The organism is Nonlabens sp. MB-3u-79, assembly GCF_002831625.1.
Taxonomy (GTDB): Bacteria; Bacteroidota; Bacteroidia; order Flavobacteriales; family Flavobacteriaceae; genus Nonlabens.
This window is the reverse complement of record NZ_CP025116.1, coordinates 2,970,080-2,989,373: the sequence shown is the minus strand read 5'-3', so window position 1 is coordinate 2,989,373 and position 19,294 is coordinate 2,970,080. Positions and strand designations below refer to the sequence as shown.

Annotated in this window: 23 protein-coding genes; 14 read left to right on the top strand and 9 right to left on the bottom strand. The window is 36.5% G+C overall.

Going from position 1 to position 19,294, the window contains the following annotated elements:
* Positions 1-108 precede the first annotated feature (108 nt).
* Positions 109-408, top strand: a complete 300-nt coding sequence (locus CW736_RS13180; RefSeq protein WP_101014817.1) for an HPF/RaiA family ribosome-associated protein — start codon at positions 109-111, stop codon at positions 406-408.
* Positions 409-426: 18 nt separating this feature from the next.
* Here CW736_RS13180 and deoD read toward each other — a convergent pair whose 3' ends face one another.
* The 8 genes from deoD to CW736_RS13135 form a co-directional block, all read right to left on the bottom strand.
* On the bottom strand, positions 427-1,125 hold the full coding sequence (gene deoD / locus CW736_RS13175) for a purine-nucleoside phosphorylase (protein ID WP_101014816.1): 699 nt from the start codon (positions 1,123-1,125) through the stop codon (positions 427-429).
* Between the two features lie 42 nt (positions 1,126-1,167).
* Entirely contained in the window at positions 1,168-1,812 is a 645-nt protein-coding gene (deoC, locus tag CW736_RS13170) for a deoxyribose-phosphate aldolase (protein WP_101014815.1), read from the bottom strand.
* Between the two features lie 20 nt (positions 1,813-1,832).
* Entirely contained in the window at positions 1,833-2,105 is a 273-nt protein-coding gene (gene trxA / locus CW736_RS13165) for a thioredoxin (protein WP_101014814.1), read from the bottom strand.
* A gap of 41 nt (positions 2,106-2,146) precedes the next feature.
* The gene (locus CW736_RS13160; RefSeq protein WP_101014813.1) at positions 2,147-3,034 is read right to left on the bottom strand and encodes a DUF3298 domain-containing protein; all 888 of its coding nucleotides are present in this window, start codon (positions 3,032-3,034) and stop codon (positions 2,147-2,149) included.
* Positions 3,035-3,324: 290 nt separating this feature from the next.
* Positions 3,325-3,789, bottom strand: coding sequence for a DinB family protein (locus CW736_RS13150; protein WP_101014812.1), 465 nt, complete (start codon positions 3,787-3,789; stop codon positions 3,325-3,327).
* Entirely contained in the window at positions 3,789-4,079 is a 291-nt protein-coding gene (locus CW736_RS13145) for a chaperone modulator CbpM (protein ID WP_101014811.1), read from the bottom strand. The genes CW736_RS13150 and CW736_RS13145 overlap by 1 nt, the downstream gene beginning before the upstream one ends.
* Positions 4,079-4,960: a DnaJ C-terminal domain-containing protein gene (locus CW736_RS13140; RefSeq protein ID WP_101014810.1), complete on the bottom strand. Its 882-nt coding sequence runs from the start codon at positions 4,958-4,960 to the stop codon at positions 4,079-4,081. The genes CW736_RS13145 and CW736_RS13140 overlap by 1 nt, the downstream gene beginning before the upstream one ends.
* 10 nt (positions 4,961-4,970) lie before the next feature.
* The gene (locus CW736_RS13135) at positions 4,971-5,378 is read right to left on the bottom strand and encodes a hypothetical protein (RefSeq protein WP_101014809.1); all 408 of its coding nucleotides are present in this window, start codon (positions 5,376-5,378) and stop codon (positions 4,971-4,973) included.
* Between the two features lie 116 nt (positions 5,379-5,494).
* Between CW736_RS13135 and CW736_RS13130 the strand changes: the two genes are divergently transcribed.
* The 13 genes from CW736_RS13130 (at position 5,495) to CW736_RS13070 (ending at position 18,371) form a co-directional block, all read left to right on the top strand.
* Positions 5,495-6,250, top strand: coding sequence for a hypothetical protein (locus CW736_RS13130; RefSeq protein WP_101014808.1), 756 nt, complete (start codon positions 5,495-5,497; stop codon positions 6,248-6,250).
* A 59-nt stretch (positions 6,251-6,309) separates the two neighbouring features.
* Positions 6,310-7,548, top strand: a complete 1,239-nt coding sequence (locus CW736_RS13125) for a PAS domain-containing sensor histidine kinase (protein WP_101014807.1) — start codon at positions 6,310-6,312, stop codon at positions 7,546-7,548.
* Positions 7,545-8,591, top strand: coding sequence for a response regulator (locus CW736_RS13120; RefSeq protein WP_101014806.1), 1,047 nt, complete (start codon positions 7,545-7,547; stop codon positions 8,589-8,591). The genes CW736_RS13125 and CW736_RS13120 overlap by 4 nt, the downstream gene beginning before the upstream one ends.
* 104 nt (positions 8,592-8,695) lie before the next feature.
* Positions 8,696-9,502, top strand: a complete 807-nt coding sequence (locus CW736_RS13115) for a universal stress protein (RefSeq protein WP_101014805.1) — start codon at positions 8,696-8,698, stop codon at positions 9,500-9,502.
* Positions 9,503-9,607: 105 nt separating this feature from the next.
* Positions 9,608-10,405, top strand: coding sequence for a universal stress protein (locus tag CW736_RS13110; RefSeq protein WP_101014804.1), 798 nt, complete (start codon positions 9,608-9,610; stop codon positions 10,403-10,405).
* A gap of 11 nt (positions 10,406-10,416) precedes the next feature.
* The gene (locus CW736_RS13105) at positions 10,417-11,271 is read left to right on the top strand and encodes a universal stress protein (protein ID WP_101014803.1); all 855 of its coding nucleotides are present in this window, start codon (positions 10,417-10,419) and stop codon (positions 11,269-11,271) included.
* Positions 11,271-12,122 (top strand): universal stress protein, encoded by an 852-nt coding sequence (locus CW736_RS13100; protein WP_101014802.1) that lies wholly within the window; start codon positions 11,271-11,273, stop codon positions 12,120-12,122. Before CW736_RS13105 ends, CW736_RS13100 begins: the two co-directional genes overlap by 1 nt.
* A gap of 55 nt (positions 12,123-12,177) precedes the next feature.
* Entirely contained in the window at positions 12,178-13,026 is an 849-nt protein-coding gene (locus CW736_RS13095) for a universal stress protein (RefSeq protein ID WP_101014801.1), read from the top strand.
* Between the two features lie 63 nt (positions 13,027-13,089).
* On the top strand, positions 13,090-13,941 hold the full coding sequence (locus CW736_RS13090; RefSeq protein ID WP_101014800.1) for a universal stress protein: 852 nt from the start codon (positions 13,090-13,092) through the stop codon (positions 13,939-13,941).
* A 154-nt stretch (positions 13,942-14,095) separates the two neighbouring features.
* Positions 14,096-14,947: a restriction endonuclease gene (locus CW736_RS13085; RefSeq protein WP_101014799.1), complete on the top strand. Its 852-nt coding sequence runs from the start codon at positions 14,096-14,098 to the stop codon at positions 14,945-14,947.
* On the top strand, positions 14,922-16,310 hold the full coding sequence (locus CW736_RS13080; protein ID WP_101014798.1) for an MBL fold metallo-hydrolase RNA specificity domain-containing protein: 1,389 nt from the start codon (positions 14,922-14,924) through the stop codon (positions 16,308-16,310). Before CW736_RS13085 ends, CW736_RS13080 begins: the two co-directional genes overlap by 26 nt.
* Before the next feature lie 388 nt (positions 16,311-16,698).
* Positions 16,699-17,349, top strand: a complete 651-nt coding sequence (locus CW736_RS13075; protein WP_101014797.1) for a hypothetical protein — start codon at positions 16,699-16,701, stop codon at positions 17,347-17,349.
* Between the two features lie 2 nt (positions 17,350-17,351).
* Positions 17,352-18,371, top strand: coding sequence for an NAD(P)-dependent oxidoreductase (locus CW736_RS13070; RefSeq protein ID WP_101014796.1), 1,020 nt, complete (start codon positions 17,352-17,354; stop codon positions 18,369-18,371).
* Between the two features lie 239 nt (positions 18,372-18,610).
* Here CW736_RS13070 and CW736_RS13065 read toward each other — a convergent pair whose 3' ends face one another.
* Positions 18,611-19,276 (bottom strand): DUF5932 domain-containing protein, encoded by a 666-nt coding sequence (locus CW736_RS13065; RefSeq protein ID WP_101014795.1) that lies wholly within the window; start codon positions 19,274-19,276, stop codon positions 18,611-18,613.
* Between the last annotated feature and the right edge of the window lie 18 nt (positions 19,277-19,294).

Below are 19,294 nucleotides of genomic sequence, written 5' to 3'. Positions count from 1 at the left end.
ATGCTTCACCATGCCTGTCTTTGTCACTAAAATACAAACTCCTTTATCTGATAATTATCATAGTCCATACCTCTGAGACTTCTTAGTTTTATCATAAATACGACTGTTATGACTATTAGCTTCCAATACGTAAAATTTGAAGAAAGTGCAGCTTTAAGTGCTGCAACCAGAGACCAACTTGATAGGTTAAATGCTAAGTATCCATGGCTTATACGAGCGCAAGTGTTTTTTAAAGTTGGCAATACTAGTGAACAAGAAAATGCTATTTGCGAGATAGAGTTAAGTGCGCCTGGTCCAAGACTTTTTGCGAGTTCTAAAGAGGTTCATTTTGAAGCGGCTATGAAAGAAACAGTCTCTGACTTAGATAGACAGCTGAACAAGCGCAATCAGGCGTTTAAAGCGCACTAAAAATAATTGGCAAGCCCTTTATATAGTTCCAAGTGCGATCTCTACCATTTTTTTAAAAGTCATTTCTCGCTCATCGGCTGTGGTGCGTTCTCCTGTAACAAGCGAGTCAGAAATAGTGAGTATGGCTAGTGCTTTCACATGATATTTTGCAGCGATGCTATAAATTCCAGCGGTCTCCATTTCTACGCACAACACGCCATAATTTGCCCATTTCTTATAGCTGTCAGGATCCTCTTCATAGAACTCGTCTGTGGAGAGTACATTACCGGCTTTAACGGGTATGTTGTTATTCTTTGCATAAAGACAGGCCTTGAGAAATAAATCAACATTTGCGGTAGGAGCGTATTGGGCATTTTGAAAGTGTTGCTTATTAATTCCAGATGTAGTGCTGGCGGCCAGGGCAATTACAATGTCTCTGATTTTTATATCTTTTTGATAGGATCCTGCAGTGCCTAAACGTATCAAGTTTTTAACTCCGTAATCATTAATTAATTCATGACAATAGATAAGTGCTGAAGGTATTCCCATACCAGTTCCTTGAACAGATACTTGTTTTCCTTTGTAAGTACCTGTATAGCCTAGCATGCCTCGAACATTATTGTAGCATGTGGCATGATCTAGAAAGTTTTCTGCGATCCATCTAGCTCGCATAGGATCTCCAGGAAGAAGTACTGTTGCTGCTATTTCGCCGTTTTTGGCTTCTATATGGGTGCTCATATTGCTTAGCTTTTATGATGTAATGTGTGGAGGAGGAATGCTTTATTTCTTTATCATTTGTAAAGCAGAGGAGGTTCCTATTCTATCAGCACCTAACTCTATGTATTGAAGTGCAGTTTCTAAGGTTTTTATTTTACCAGAGGCTTTTATTTTAATGCGATCACCCACTTCTGCCTTGATGAGTTTGATGTCTTTTACGGTAGCTCCACCTGTGCCAAATCCAGTTGAGGTTTTTATAAAATCTACTCCAGTATCTAAGCAAATCTTACAAGCGTTGCGTTTTTCTTGCTCTGTCAGGTAACAGTTTTCAAATATTACTTTGAGAACTTCATTTTGTGAGGCCTTGCGCACCGCTGCGATGTCTTCTTTTACTTGTTTTAAATATCCTGCTTTTAACACTCCTATGTTGAGGACCATATCAATTTCATGAGTTCCATTTGCAATAGCTTCTTGGGTTTCAAACACCTTGGTTGCCGTCGTATCTGCTCCTAATGGAAACCCAATTACAGTTGCTATTTTTACAGATGTTTTTTCTAATTCCGCTTTCGCGAAAGCGGTATAAAAACCAGCAATACACACAGCATAAAACTGGTGTGCTACTGCTTCTTTACATAACTGAGAAATCTCCTCAGGAGTTGCTGTTGCTTTGAGTTGGGTATGATCTATATAGGTGTTGATAGGATTCATGAGGGTTTTATGATATGGATTTAATCTGCTTTTTGGAGAACGCCAGACTGTCTCCAGACCTTTTTTCCCTTTTTGAAAAGTAAAAGAGTAGGAACAGCTCGTACTTGAAATTGTGCGGCAAGAGATTCGTTTTTATCTACGTCTACTTTTATAATTTTAATAGTGCCACCTAGTTCTTTCTTAACTTCTGCTAGTATGGGAATAAGCATTTTACAAGGGCCACACCAGTTAGCAAAAAAATCTACTAGAACCGGTATATCAGAATTAATGATATTTTTAAAATTACTTTTCACAATATAAAATCAGTTGGTTTAAAACAGCCGTTGGTTTTCATTTAAAGGAGCAAGGATTTATGATGACTTCTAATAAGGTGTGTTATCTGGGAGATAGGAATGACTACTTTGTACTCTCCCGTATAAGCTGGACAAATGATGCAGTCGTCAAGATAGAAGGCGATGTTATTTTCACTGATGACAAAGTTGTTTTTATAAATCATAAAATCGTCTGCTGACAGTTGCCAGCAGTCCGCATAGACGTCGCCAGTGTACCTCTTATCAAAGATGGTTTTATTGATCAAGTCATACACCATTTTTTCAGATCCCTCTATAAAGAAATTATCAAAGTAAATGAACTCTTGATTCTTTGAGTCATAATTGATGCAATCAAACATATAAGTAGAATGTAACATGCCTGAGTAATAGTTTTCTTTGTATAGAAGAATGCTTATCAAATTATTTTGAGCAGATTTTAATTTGTAATTGATGATGCGTTGATCTCTAAATCGCGGAATGCTCAATGTATCACAAATGATTTCATTATCCTCTAGAATTTCATTTATAGTACGCTCCGTATTGAGGTAGTTTTTGGCAAAGAAGTCATTAAATTTTTGGTAGCCAGGGTCTATACGCTCATTGAGGTACGGATAGGTATAATCCAGCAGGTAATCGTCAGCGTCTTTATAGATGCTTTTAGACTCTACTAGTCCTTGTATAGCGGGAATACTATTTTCTACTCCGATCAGCCCTTCTTTTTTTAACAGTTGGCTTCTAAGTTGTTTTTCCTGTATTTTTTTATTGATGAAATACATGGAGTCTGCTGGATTTGTATGCATAGCATCTTCATCAACTCCTATAATTTGAGGAGGGGTTTTCTCTTCATCAACTTGTTGTTTGCAGCTTGAGATAGAAAGTAGGGCAAAAAAGATAATGATGATGGTCTTCATTCAGATGTATTTAAAGCTCTAAGATAATTGTAGCAGAAGAAATAGAATATGATTTTAATCAGTCTCTGATGTTAAAGCTTTTGTAGCTTATCATTTTTTGCAATTCTTCCAGCATAGTGATGATCTGAGCTGACCCATTCCCCTATTTCCATCATCGTGGTATACATGCTATTGCTATCTATGACATCGCCGTTGATACCGTTAATCTCGATGCGATCGCCAGGCTGTTATACCTTAACAAAAAAGATATATAAAGATCCATCCCTGTTTTTATCCATCAGTTCCATGCGCTAATGTGTAACAGAACCGTATTTAAGCAGTATGCCTAATTGTCCAGCATGATAAGCTGTATGGGAGAGGATACGACCTAGAGCTTGTGCCTTTGTTTTTGTTCCAAATTCTTTAGTCACTATTTTTTTACCCCAATCTTCTTCCTCTTGCATATAAAGGATGTTCATTAAGATGTTACGAGATAGATTTAGTAGTGAACGTATTTTTTCTAAATCAGTCCATTCTCCAGTATCCTTTTTGGCAATGACGGTATGGGCAATTATTTTGATATCCTTTTTGCCAAAAACATTTTTCGCAAAAAGCAATTCTACTTCGGCGATATGTTGTAATAAATAGCCCACACTGTTGGGGGATGGAGCGAGTTTCTTTTTAAGGTCATAGGCAGTTATCACATCGAGTTGGTTTTCTAGTCTCGTACGGGATGCTATCCATAATGTTATCAAATGATTTGTAGGTGTTGTCATTATAAAAATCTTTGAAGTTTATTTTCTAATTCTAGTATGTGCTCTTGCATAGATTCCATACGTTGTAGCAGAGACAAAATAGTTTCAACACCTTCTAGATTGATGTCTAGCTCTCTGTGAAACACTAAAATTCGCTCTAGTTTTTTGACCTGGTTTTCTGGTATAAAAAGGAGCTTCTTATGAGTTATGACTTCGATAAGCCCTTGTTTATTTAGGGTGTGTACTAATTCGATTTTTACTCGATGGCTTGTGCAAAAATCTATTGCTGGTATGAGGCTGTTATCTTCCATTAGTCTTCCAGTTTTAAAAGTTCTTGGTACAATTCCTTTTGTTTTTGCGAAAGCGCGCTTGGAACCATTACTTGGTAAGTCACATACAAATCTCCATAGGCATCCTTTTGCTTGTACTTGGGGAATCCTTTTCCTTTCAATTTGACTTTGGTGCCATTTGGAGTACCTTCTTTAACGGTAAGTTTTACCTGACCATCTATAGTTTTGATAAGCTGTGAGCCACCTAATACGGCAGTAAGTAAAGGGATTTTTTGAGTGATAAATAAATCTGCTTGCTCTCTGTGAAAGGAAGTATTGTTGTTGATGATAAAAGTGATCAACAAGTCTCCTTTAGGACCATTTGACGGGCTTTTCCCACCGTGATTTTTAATCTTTATGGTTTGTCCATTGGTAACTCCAGCAGGAATGGTAATCCTTATGTTTTTTCCGTTTACAGTAAGTGTTCTTTTACTAGTGGTATAGACATCCATAAGATCGAGGTGCAATTCGGTATGGAAGTCTTGACCTCGGTAAGCAGCTCTTTGTCGCTGGCCACCGCTAAACATAGATTCAAAAAAGTCGGAATAATCTTCTTCATTGTAGTTGTGCTGTCCTCCATAGGTGCGTTGTTGAGAGCTTCTTTGTTGTTGTCTTTGTGCCTGTTCATAGGCCTCAGCATTTTGCCAGTTCTCCCCATATTTATCGTATTTCTTCCGATTTTCTGGATGACTGAGTACTTCATTAGCTTCGTTTAGTTCTTTAAACTTACGTTCGGCCTCTTTGTCATTGGGGTTGAGGTCTGGATGGTATTTGCGTGCCAACTTGCGATAAGCCTTTTTAATGTCGCTCTCCTTTGCAGTTTTTGAAAGGCCTAATATTTTATAGTAATCTATAAATTCCATTTAAGAAGAATTAGTGTCTGTTCAATTCTATTTCCAATTGACTGATTATGACAAGTTCTGACTTGTTAATTCCAGCATAGGAATAAGCGATAGCCTTTGATGTTTCTATAATAAGTTGATTCACTTTTTCAGTAAACAGATGAGGCTGTTGGTTTTTATAAGAAATAAAGGCATCCAACATATCTTTTGATGTTTCCTCAAAAGCTTGAACTCCTTCAAAAACGATTTCTATGAGGTGTGCAGCATCACTGTCAAATACATCCTTTAAATCATCATAGCTCAACCAATGTTTTTTCACATACTCCCGCAGGGTGTCCACTTCTTCTTTACGCACCGTTTTATCTGCAAAGGCAACGGCATAAAACAGTTTACCTAAGTTGTGGTAGAAGGTTTCTGTTGTTTTAATATTTGACTTCATGATCTACATATTTCTTTCAAAACTAAATCAAGTCACTAGCAGAATCTATGATTTTTGTCATTGCTAAATGACTCATTTGTGTGCAGTTTTACAGAGTAATCGTTAAATACATCAGCATGAAAGCTCGCAAACGCATTCTTAGGATCAAAAGTTATCGCATACTGGTACAGCGCAATTACAAGAAACTAGAACTTCTTAAATTAAGAGATGATGCAAAAGCATTTTATGCTCTTTTTCTGAATTCTATTCCAGAGATGGGGAGGTATATCAATGCACAATTAAGGGAGATGGAACACAGTGGCATATTACTTTCCAATTTTTATAAAGTAGATGACTTTATAGACGATCTATTTATAGCCACCTACCATGCTTTTGATGAGATTAAAACTGATGATGAATTTTATATTTTTCTCTTTAAAGAATTGAACTTGCTTTTAGAAAAAGCTAAAGAGAAGGAACATAGCATACATGAATCTCTGGAGAATATTGATGATTATGCAAAGGCAGAAAGAGATAGGATGAGAGAAAAAATGGCAACACAGTTAGACGGGGATATCATCCTAGAAGAAGAATTGGATGATATTTCATACGCGACACATAAGGAAAATTTCAAGACCATTTTTGAAGTAGAGTCAGCTCATAACATAGAGGAACATTTAGATAAAGGACGCACGCAAACTTGGACGAGCCAGCAAGCAAATGAAATGATTAATAGTTTACCAGCATCCTATAGGAACATTGCATCCCTGTATATTCATTTTCACCTTAACATTCCCGAAATTATAGAAGTGACTCGTCAGTCGAGTCAACAGGTACATCAAGCAATAAATGCAATCAAGGAATATTTTAAAACTTATCTATTTAATGCCTAGTTATTTATAGCCCTATTTTTTTATTACAAATAATAACTCTTTATTCGTATTTTTGAAATATGGGTTTTTTTGAAGAGAGTATAGATGAAGCTTTTCTTATTTTATTTGAAGGGGCTTCAGAGGGAATCGTGGTAGTCAATTCTGCTCAAATTATTGTGGCAACAAATGCCTCTGCAAGAACAATTTTTGGATATGAGAAAAGAGAATTAGAAGGTCAACACCTCCATACTCTAATTCCTAGCTCTTATCATAAAGAACATCATTCTCATTTCCATGGTTTTATGGATCACAGCCAAAAACGAGAAATGGGAAATGGAAGAGATCTCTTTGGGTTGCGCAAGGACGGAACTCAATTTCCAGTAGAGGCTGGTTTGAATCCATTTGTATTGCACAATCATCGCTACGTCATGTCACTTGTCACCGATATCACGGTACGCAAAGAAAACGAAAGGCAAATAGCTGATCTTAATGACCATCTAGAGGAGAAAATTGAAGAACGTACCGATTCCTTAAACAAAGCTGTAGAACAATTGAAAAAGGAGGTAAGCTTGCGTATCCATGCAGAAAACAATACTAAAGAAGCCTTACAAAAAGAAAAAGAGCTCAATGAATTAAAGACTAAATTCTTATCATTGGTTTCACATGAGTTTAAAACTCCTATTAGTGGTATTCTGACCTCTGCGACATTGATTGGAAAATATACAACCGAAGAACAACAAGAAAAAAGAGAAAAACATCTTAATACCATAAAAAGTAAAGTAAAATACCTCAATACCATTATAGACGATTTTCTGTCTTTAGAGCGATTAGACACGGGTAAAGCTATTTATAAAACCACATCATTCCCATTAAGCAAAGTACTCAATGAAGTCGTCTATGATGCTAATATGCATCTTAAAGAAGGTCAGAACATTCAATATCCTAAAAATGCTGAGGATATCATCATAGCCTTTGATGAAAAAATTCTCGAACTATCTTTAAGTAACCTTATCCACAATGCCATAAAATACTCTGGAGAGGGCAGTCTGGTAATCATAGAAGTAAATGAACTTCCCGAACATCTAGAAATTAAAATTAAAGATCAAGGTATAGGTATTCCACAACAGGAGCAGCACTCTATTTTTGATCGCTACTTTAGAGCAGAGAATGTGTTGCTCACCCCAGGAACAGGAATAGGTCTTAATATTGTTCAAAATCACTTAAGAAATTTAGATGCTACTATTTCATTTATTAGTAGCGCAGGTAAAGGGTCCACTTTTCGTATCTTAATCCCAGTTATAAACACTAGTGTATCATGAAAAAAGTACTCATTATTGAAGACGATACTGCCTTAAGAGAAAACACGGCAGAGTTACTAGAACTATTAAATTTTGAAGTGACGACTGCACCTAATGGTCGCATAGGTATCACTCTTGCAAAACAAAACTGTCCGGACGTGATTCTTTGTGATATTATGATGCCAGAGGTAGATGGCTATGGGGTTCTAGAGGCATTATCAGCAGACACGAGTACCAATCAAATTCCTTTTATTTTCTTATCTGCAAAAACAGAGCATAAAGAAATACGCAAGGGAATGGATCTTGGCGCAGACGATTATCTAACCAAGCCATTTGAGGAAGAAGAATTGGTAAACGCTATAGAGAGTAGAATAGCAAAAGCTACTATTCTTAAAAATATATTGGCGGCAACACAATCGACATCTCAAGAAGATCAATTGCGCAACCTTAACGAGTTGAAGAACTTTTTTGATGATGAAGGAGAAGAATATACCTTTCAAAAAGGAGAGCATATTTATAAGGAAAGTGGTCGTTCTTTTAGAATTTACCTCATCTTAAAGGGAGTCGTTAAAACATATAAAATAGATAAAAGTGGGAAAGAGTTGACCACAGCACTGCATAAAGCTGATGACTTTTTAGGTTTTACATCTCTTCTTGATAATGTTGCTTATCAAGAATCAGCACAGGCGCTAGAAGATGTAACCGTTGTCGGGGTTCTCAAGTCTACACTCAGAGAAGTACTCGGCAACAGTAAGAATATCTCGATGGAACTCTTACAACTCTTAACAGATGATGTTGCAGGGGTTAAAAACCAATTATTGCAAATGGCCTATAGCTCGGTACGAAAGAAAACAGCACAAACCATTTTGCAATTTGCACAAGTACTCGATAAAAATACCGATGAAAATATTTGTATAGCTCGTAACGATCTTGCCAGTGTTGCCGGTATTGCCACAGAGAGTTTGATACGTACCTTATCTGGATTTAAGAAAGAAGGTCTTATTGAAATTGAAGGGCGCAATATTAGAATTCTCCATCTAAAAAAGCTAGAACATATAGAATAGTGCTCTTTTAAAAACTTATTTGGTATTAAATAATCCACAACTGATTTTTATCATCAATTCATAAGGCTTAGGCAAATACATTTGTGTTTAAAAATGTGTTTGCAATGAAGCATATCCTTATCCCGATAGATTTCACAAGTCCTTCATGGAAGGCCGTTAGGTGTGTGCTATCCATGTACCCAAAGGCAGGAATGCGTTTTTACCTCATCTATACAACGGTGGCAGATCTTAAAACAGAGGCACATGACACTCAACGGGAGCTTAAAGATCTAAATTTAAAAACACAACTAAAAGCCCTTGAAGGGCTTTTGGCTCCTCATCAAAAAATCTTTTCATTACCATGGAAAGGAAGTTTTATAGAAAATATAAAAGAAGCCGTTTTGGATTATGATATAGATTTAATCGTGCTCGAAACTGAAGGTCCAGCTATTTTAAATCAAAGTATGGAGACAAGCCGTGCTAAAGATATCATTACCAGAGTAAAATGCCCGATTCTTGTGCTGCCAAAAGAGTTTAAATGTGAGCGACCAAAACAATTAGTGCTTCTATCTGATTTTAACTTTATGCATCGGGCGCGTTCCACAAATACCTTAGTAAAATTTGTCAAGGATAATGATAGCCATCTTAATATTTTGCAACTTCATAAATACAGCCATGCCTTAACAGAAACTCAAAATATCAACAAATCTTTTTTGCAAAGTACCTTAGGTCATCTCCCCCATAGTTTTCATTTTGTTATCAATAAAACCATGGATGAGGCGCTACAATTTTATATCAATAGAAATCACGTAGATCTGGTTATTTTATTTGCCAAAAACATCCATATTTTAGAACATATACTGTTTTTAAAAAATAAAGAACGAGGTAGGGATTATCATGAGGAAGTGCCTTTTTTGATTATTCATGAATAAGCTCTCGTTAGTCAAATGATAAATGTTGTCACTTAGAACTGATTAAAATCATAGTTTTAAATCGGGACAGCCTCTAGTTTTGGAATAATAAAATCCAACCTTACTATGAGAGTTATTATCATCCCTACCGATTTTTCAGAGAATGCTTTTAACGCTTTATCTTGCGCCTTGCAGTATTTTAATAACGAGGAGGCTACCTTTATTATAGTTCATACTTATGAAGAGAAAGAGCAACATCAACTAAAAGAATTTGACGATCAAATGGATCACCTACTCGAACGAGTGGAGTATCTAACGGATAACCCACTTCATAATTTTGAAACTAAAGTTATTTGTGGCAACTTCATTACTCAGTTGAATGATCTAGTAGATATTCAAAACGCTGACCTAGTCGTTATGGGAACCCAAGGAAGGACAGCAGACCGCAAGTTAAGCTTTGGCAGTAACACACTACAGGTGATAAAAAAGGTGAAATGTCCAGTACTGGCCATTCCATTAGAGTTGGAGTTTAAAAGCCCTGACCATATCTTATTACCTTCAGAATTATTGATCCCATTTAAAAATAGGGAGCTAGATCTTATAAGCAGTATGGCACTCCACCATGGCTCAGAGCTAAGGTTACTCCATATGGCAAAATTTGATTCCTTATCAAAGCGTCAGCTACAAATCAAGGCTTTAGTAGAGTCTCGCTTTCGCGAAAGCGAAATAACATACCAGCATCACGATTTAGGTGTTCCTACTACAGTCATCAATAATTTGATCTCTCAAAACCATATAGATCTACTAATACTAGTAAATTCAAAACATTCTTTTTTGGAGTCTTTCCTGCAATTACCAACTATAGATTCGTTAAGCCTGAATTTAAAAATTCCTTTTCTAATACTTCAAAATCTACCTAGATAAAACACTCTGTTATGAAAAATATCCTGTTACCTACTGATTTTTCTGATGTTTCTTTAAATGCTATTGAATATGCTGTACAGCTTTTTAGAGGTGAAGACTGTGTTTTTTATGTACTTAATACATATGAACCCGTAGCCTTATACTCTGCAACAGCTTATGGAATGGATCCTGGTCTGAATATGGAAATAGGAGAAATTTTTAAGCATACCTCAGAAAAAAAAGTGCAAAAAATAATAGATGAGGTCGCTTTAAAATTCCCCGATACCAAGCATGTTTTCCATGGGGTTTCCTCTTTTAATATGTTGATTGTAGAGGTGGAAGAACAGGTAGAAAACCTTGGTATTGATGTTATAGTCATGGGGACTAAGGGGGCTTCTGGGTTAAAAGAAGTCTTCATTGGTTCACAGACCATGCATGTTATAAAGGATGCAAAAATTCCTGTCATAGGAGTGCCAGCAGGCTATGCTTACAGCAGCCCTAAAGACATACTTTTCACAACAGATTTTAAAACAGACACTCATCAAAAGGGATTGGCTTTATTAGAAGAGTTGTGTTCAAAAAACACTTCTAGGTTGATATTTTTAAATGTTTTTCAAGGTGTACACCTCACAGAGCAGCAAATTGAAAATCAAAAAGCCCTAAAAGCCTTCTTTAAAAAAGATACTTCTATCACACATGTTGTAAAAGGAGTGGAAGTGTTAGATGCGATGGAAGACTTTAAATCTGAACACAACATAGAACTACTGGCACTGGTACATAATAAACACAACTTTTTTGAGAATTTACTTTTTACGCCAATGGTTCAAAAAATAGTACATCACTCTGATGTTCCTTTTTTGATTTTGCCACATTATAAAAAAGCATAATGATGTTGCGAGTTCTTCTTCCCACAGATTTTAGTACACACTCCTATAACGCATTATCTTATGCGCAACAGCTGTTTTCAAAAGTAGCGGTAGAGTTTACTTTATTTCATGCTTATGAGCCCACTGCCCTTCAGATGCTGGGTAATATCAGTCCACAACGCTTAGCTACCATCTATCAAGACTGGAAGCTAAAGTCTGTTCAACGATTAAACGCCCTTCAATCCCAAATTCTTAAAACAAACCAGCCAGAATTGCATCAGTATGCGATGCAGGCTTATGAAGGACATCTCACGGAAGGGATAGCTGCTTTTGAAAAGGAAGCATACGACTATATCATTATGGGAAGTAAAGGTGCTACAGGACTTAAAGAAATATTTTTAGGCAGTGTTACCTATAGCGTCGTCTCTTTACAACAAGAAATCCCTATTCTTATTATACCTGAAAAGGCAAGCTTTAATACTCTAAAAAAAATTGGATTAGAAACAGATTTTAAGAAAAGTTATAGCAAAGCAGTGTTGCAGCCCTTACTCCAACTCTCAAAAATATGGGGAGCAACTTTACACCTCGTTCAAGTATATAGCAATCCAGACTTGAGTACTTTAGAAAAAGATCGCCTACAGCATTTAAAAACCATATTAAAAGATATTCCGTGTAGTTTTCATGTCATTCCTAAGTTTTCTTCCTTAGAGAATTGCATTCATGTATTTGAGGAAGATTTAGAAATTGACTTCATGGTTTTAATAGACTATCCTTTGAATTTCTTTGATCGTTTGATGGGAAAATCCATCGTTAAAAACATCACTTTTCATACTTCGTTACCATTTTTAATACTACCTACTCCTAACTGTTGATTAGCATAGAAAATGAAAATAGTAGTGTGTAGCTTTAACTCTTAAAACAACTATTATGGCATCTATAATTGTACCTACTGACTTCTCAGATAATGCATACAATGCTTTATTTTATGCGTCGCGATTAATTCCTAGTGAAGTTTGTAAAATTTCCTTAGTTCATTCCTATGGAGACCAACTTTCGGAAGCTTTAAGCAGACTAGATACTCGTGTAAATGATGCTATTGCAAATGAAATGAGAGCAGAGGTTTATGATCAACTAGAAATTGTAAAACATAAGATTATAAGGGATTGCGAAGGAATAACTCTTATCGTTGAATTCTACTACGGCGCATTACCTTTGAATGATATTATCAATGATTTAATCGATAACGTGGATGTCGACTTTGTCGTTATGGGGACTAAAGGAGCCTCTGGTTTAAAAGAAATTTTTATAGGAAGTCAAGCAGTCAAGGTGGTCAAAAACATCACTCCTATTCCGCTGTTTTTAATACCTGAAAAGGCAGACTTTATGTTGCCTAAAAACATCGTTTATGCAGCAGATCTTAGAAATGATTATCAAAGAAATCAGTTCGTTTTATTAAAAAAGATAATAAAGGAACACCAGTCAAATTTTCACTTGGCACATGTTTACCATCCTTCTAAGGCTGCTCCTGGTGCAGAACTGCATTATACCAATCTTAAAAATAGATTACAAGAAGTAGCTTATACCACGCACTGGATTGCCAGTGATAAAGAAATAGAAGAAACGCTTACTGAATTTTGTGAGAGTCACCATATTAATTTATTGGTACTCAGGCACCATAAGTACAGCTTTTTAAAGAGCATACTCAAAACGTCATTTGTAGAAAAAGCCAGCTTTCATTTAGAGCTACCTCTGCTTATACTGCCAGACAGCGTCTGACAAATATCATAGTAAACTACTCGTGGGCTAGTTAATTTTATGTCTCCATCTAAAGACTTAAAAATGAAAAAGAAAATACTTATTCCAACAGACTTTTCAAAAAACGCTTGGAATGCCATCATTTACGCTGCAGACCTTTTTAAAGACAAGGAATGTGTTTTTTACTTACTGAATGCTCATGGCTCCACGGCATATAGTACCAGTGAGATGATGGTTTCAGAGCCTGGAACTCTTTCTTATGATACTGCAAAAGCAAAGTCAGAAGAAGGACTGGCAAAAGTCATGAGCATGCTTGATTTTAGAGAGAAAAACCATAAACACAGCTATAGCACAGTTTCTCAATTTAACGATCCTTTAAGTGCGATCCATTCAGTGGTAGAAAAGCGAGACATAGGACTTGTCGTTATGGGAACAAAAGGAGCAAGTGATTATGAGAATAGACTCTTTGGTAGTAACACCGTTAGGGTTATGGAAGAATTACGGACTTGTCCTATACTCGGTATTCCGTTAGATGCGCGTGTGGTACATTTAAAAGAGATTGTTTTTCCTACTAGTTTTAAAACGCATTACAAAAGAAGAGAGTTGTTATATCTGGTAGAGCTCGCACAAATTCAAGCCGCTACTATATGCGTATTGCACGTCAGTGAAAACCAGGAGTTGGATAAGGAGCAAAAAGAAGACAAAGAACTTCTAGAAGAATGTCTGGAAGGATCGTCATTCACTTTTCACGAGCTCGGCGGCTCTAATGTTGCAAATGGGGTACAGCGATTTGTTGAAAGTCGCAATAGTGATATGGTCGCTTTTATCAATAGAAAACATAGCTTTTTTAATAATATATTTTCAAAACCTATGGTGAAAGAACTAGGTATGTTTAGTAAAGTGCCCTTGTTAGTCATGCACGATTTACGCAATTGATCGCAGGAGTTTTCGGACGCAGCATTGGAATACCCTTTTTTCCAAGAGCATCCTATAACTCATTGCGATAGCGCTTTTTGTTTTATGTCGCTTTCGCGAAAGCGGAAAAAAACAAAATCCTATACAACATATCAACCATCTTAAACACTCGCTATTGTCTAGTTCTAATATTATTATAGAAAAATCATCTGGAGAAAAGGTCGCTTTTTCCCTAGATAAATTGAGGTCATCACTAAGGCATAGTGGAGCAACTGAAAAGGATGTGCAGCACATTCTTGATGTCGTTAGAGACGAATTGTACCAAGGGATTCCAACCAGTGAAATTTACAATAAGGCCTATGAATTACTCAGAAAGAAGAAATCGGTTTTTGCTTCTAAATACAAACTTAAAAAGGCAATTTATGAGTTGGGTCCTACAGGTTTTCCGTTTGAAAAATTTATAGGTCAAGTATTCTATTATTCTGGATATAAGACAGAAATAGGAGAGCTGTTGCAAGGTAAATGTGTGAAGCATGAAGTGGATGTAGTGGCCACTTTAGGGACTGAAAAATTATATATAGAATGTAAATTTCACGGTGAAGAGGGGCGCAATTGCGATGTAAAAATACCTTTATATATACATTCTAGATATCAGGATATTGTAGAGAAACAAAACAAGCTTGATAAAAATCATACACAAGGTTGGGTGGTTACTAATACTCGTTTCACTATAGACGCTGTTACTTATGGAAACTGCGTAGGCTTAAAACTTTTGAGTTGGGATTATCCTAAAGAAAGCGGCCTTAAAGACCGCATTGATCAATTAGGTCTTTATCCCATTACAGTATCTACACTTCTTTCTAGTCGAGAAAAAAACTTCTTGCTGAGCAGAGATATAGTCTTGTGTAAACAATTACTCAACGACCGCTTTTATTTGGATCATTTAGGAATTGCAGCTACGAGAAAAACAAAAATACTTCATGAAATAAAACTCCTTTGTAATGAAACCACCAAAAGAAAAACATAGTCTAAAAATTCACTTTTTAGGAGGAGCAAAGACGGTTACCGGCTCTAAGTTCCTTTTAGAAACACCAGAAGTTCATATTTTAATCGATTGCGGTATGTTTCAAGGTCTTAAAGAACTCAGAGAGCGCAATTGGGTGGATTTACCTGTTGATGTTTCGGCTATTGATATGGTGCTGGTTACTCACGGGCATCTGGATCATACTGGGTATTTACCTAGATTGGTGCAACAAGGGTTTAAAGGGACGATCATGGGTACAGCACCTACATTAGAAATTGCTCGTATCATACTAGAAGACAGTGCGCGAATTCATGAAGAGGATGCCAAGCGAGCTAATGAAGAACAGTATACAAAACACCATCCTGCAAAGCCGTTTTACAATCAAAAAGAAGCTGCTGCCACGCTGCGGTTCTTTAAACCTATAATAGAGAGAAGTTGGATCACATTAAGCCAACATATAACATGTAGGTTTCAACCGGTAGGTCATATTATAGGTGCGACCTTTATTGAACTGGAAATCTATGGGAAACGATTTGTTTTTTCAGGTGATATAGGAAGGCCAAACGATTATTTATTAGATCCTCCAGAAAAACCAGTGCGAGCCGACTATCTTTTTTTAGAAAGCACCTATGGTGATAGACTCCATGAGGAGGAGGTGCCAGAACATAAAATTATAGCACTGGTGAACAAGATTATAGAGAATCGAGGCACGCTTATTATTCCCTCTTTTGCCGTAGAGCGTTTACAAACCCTTATGTATGTTCTATGGAAATTGTACCAGCGTAATAGAATACCTAATGTTCCCGTTTATGCGGATAGTCCTATGGGCAATAACGTACTCGCTGTTTTTGAACAATTTCCTAAATGGCACAAACTGTCCCTGGAAGATTATCATGCGATGTGTGATCACATCAATATCGTGACATCATATAGAGAAACTTGGGAAGTTATAGATCGACAAGGGCCTAAGATTGTAATTGCAGGAAGTGGTATGGTCACTGGTGGGCGGGTGCTAACCTATTTAAAACAGATGATTGATATGGAAAGTACACAAATACTGCTAGTAGGGTATCAAGCAGAAGGAACTCGAGGTCGACACCTACAAGAAGGCGTTCATGAGGTCAAGCTATATGGCAAGTATTTTCCAGTAAAGGCTCAAGTGCATCAATTAAGGAGTCTATCAGCACATGCAGATCAACGTGAGTTACTAGACTGGCTGGACCATTTAGAATCAGCTCCTGATATGACCTATCTCGTTCATGGTGAGGCTTCTGCTGCTGACACTTTACGTGTAAAACTACAAACAGAAAAAAAGTGGCGCATACATATTCCAGAACTTAACGAAGTAGTACGCATTGAAGTTTAAAATCTAAGATCATAGAATTTTTATTTCTCTAATTGATCCACTAACTGATTTTTATCATATTTTTTGAAGTGTACACCCTTTATTTTTACATTGATTAAAAAGATCAATCGACAGCTATTATCCCAATATAATAAATGGAATTAGCATTTAGGTTCTTTTTGTATCTGGTATCTCATACCTCATGCAGATTTTTTTTTTAAAACAGTGTATAAAAGTTACAATAAAACCATCCAATTGGATGCGTTAGGAGACAGTTCCTATTTTATAGGGGAGTAGGGACTTGTCTCCTTTTTTATTTTTAAGCGCTGTATTCTAGAAATTGAAACCAATTGTGAATTCATCTATACCCAGAGGAGCCCTCAAAATTTTATAAATAAACTTTTTTATAATGAAAAACCAATTCCTATATGTTGCAGTCCTGTCTTGCTTTGTATTGTTTAGTTGCTCAGATTCAGAGTTAGTAGAAAACTGGAAAAATCCAGAGATAGACTCCTTTCAAGCACAGAAAGTACTGGTGCTTGCGTTATATAATGATAAGGAAAACAGGAGTGTTTTTGAAAAAAGGCTCGTGAATGAACTTATAGCTAAAGGTGTCAATGCATTGAATAGCGATGCCTTTTTTATGGATTATGAAGCTGATAGACCCTATACAGAAGAAGATTTGGAAGCTCTGGAAACTCAATTGCTTTTAGAGGGTTATGATGCTATATTAGTTTCTAAAGTCCTAGGTGCTGAAGACAAGGTAACTCTAGTACAAAGCTATCGCAACCTCAGCAGGAGCTTTGAGGATTTTGGAAGTGATTATTATTCCAGCCAAGACTTATACACCCAAGAAGATCAAATAGAGAAATATGTGGTATATCATGCGCAAAGTGTTCTTTACTGTATCTGCCCAGAGAAAGAGCGACAAGTGATATGGCGCGCATCGATAGATGTGACCAAATTAGACTCTGACAAAAAAGCCATTAAAGAATATATAAAAATGCTCTTATGGACTCTTGAAGAACAAAATCTGTTAATCAGTAGCTCTAAATTTTAATTATGAAAACACTTATCTACTCTGCAAAAGATTTTGAAATCCCCTTTTTAGAGGAAGCAAATAAGGACGTACACACTTTTAAATACATCACAGATAGGCTGACCACAAACACCGCCATGATGGCCCTAGGATTTGAAGCAATTTCTATTTTCTCTGCAGATGATGCCAGTGGGATTGTACTGGAAAAGCTCAAGGATTTTGGGGTGAAATACATAACGCTGCGCTCAGCGGGGCACGATAATATCAATCTTAAAGTCGCAAAACGATTGGATATTAAAGTAGCAAATTCACCTGGTTACTCTCCACATGCTGTTGCAGAGCAAGCCATAACGCTCTTGTTAGCCTTAAATAGGAAGGTGACGCTTGCACGAAAACAAACCCAAAATTACAACTTCACCCTTGATAAGCTTATTGGATTTGATCTTAAAGATAAAACAGTAGGCGTTATAGGAACAGGGAAAATAGGAAGTGTTATTGTACAAATTTTAAACGGATTCGGTTGTCGTATTATGGCCGTAGATCCTTTTGAAAAAGAGGAACTTAAAAAACGGTTTTATGTATCCTATACTCACTTGGACAACTTGATCGAACAATGCGTTGTCATTATTTTAAGTGTTCCGTTAACTTCAGATACGTTTCATCTTATCGATAAGTCAAAACTCGATTTGATGCAGAAAGAAACTTTATTGATTAATGTAGCAAGAGGTGCCGTTGTACATACCCAAGATGTGCTGGAATATGTGGATAAAAACCGCATCAGCGGTTATGCGACAGATGTGTACGATAAAGAAAGTGGTGTGTTCTTTTACGACAGGTCAAAAAATAAGCCTCATGATGCAACCCTGGATAAAATGCTTACCCAGGATCGTATTCTTCTCACACCGCATCAGGCGTTTGCTACAAAAGAGGCACTGGCAAATATTGCACAAACCACTGTCGAAAATTTGAGCAGTTGGCAACAAGGCCGCCATCCTAAAAACACCTTATTGCCAGCAAATCAAGTTCATGTTGATGACCACTAAAATCTGTTGGGGAAGTGGTTTTAACTTAAAACCTTTTTATAATGCTGAGGTATCATGTTATTGACTTAATTTGATTTTATTTCGCTTTCGCGAAAGCGAAACCTATAAAAACACAAAAGCACACACTGTAACAGTATGTGCTTCGTCTCCCCCTAAGGAAATAGCCTTGCGGCTAATTTATGATACAAACATAAGAAGCGATTTTAAAAAAAACTTACGGGTTTCCTCAATTGGTCTAATTAAATGAGTCCAAGGTCTTTAACTATACCGATTAGATGCGCTGCGTTATTGGCACTAAATTGAATAAATAATTTGCTTTGCCTTTTTTCTATAGAGCTCAAACTACTAGGTGAAACACCCGTATTTTTAAAAAGTGCACTGATCGTTTCTTTAGGATGACCTAAGGCCAAATATTTTAGAAGCTCTATGTCGTAATCATCTATTTCCAGATCGTTTTTAGGTTGTAGCGCCTGTTCAATTTGAGGAGATAAAAATAAGTGGTCGTCATCAACAGCCGTAATGGCTTTTGATAACTCAACTAGTCCGTTTCTACCTTTGCATACGTAAGCACTTATTTCGAGTTGATTGACCAGCTGTCTGACTTTTTGCAATCGATCTTCTACAGAGTAAACGATGATTTTAAGCTGCGGCACTTCTTTTTTTAATTGCTCAATAATAGCTTCCCCAGAGGAGTACTTTTGTTCCCGATGATCTATTTTAAAATTGAGATCAGTAATGAATAGGTCAAAAGGATCCTTATTCTTTAGAGCACTCTTTATTTGTAAATAGGCATCATCACAGTATTGCACTTGTTGAACATCTGGAATACCTAATTGCTCTAACACGTTTAGCACGCCTTGATTAATACTGCCAAAGTCATCTGATATCAATACTTTTTGAAACATTGTTAAATAGTAATTATT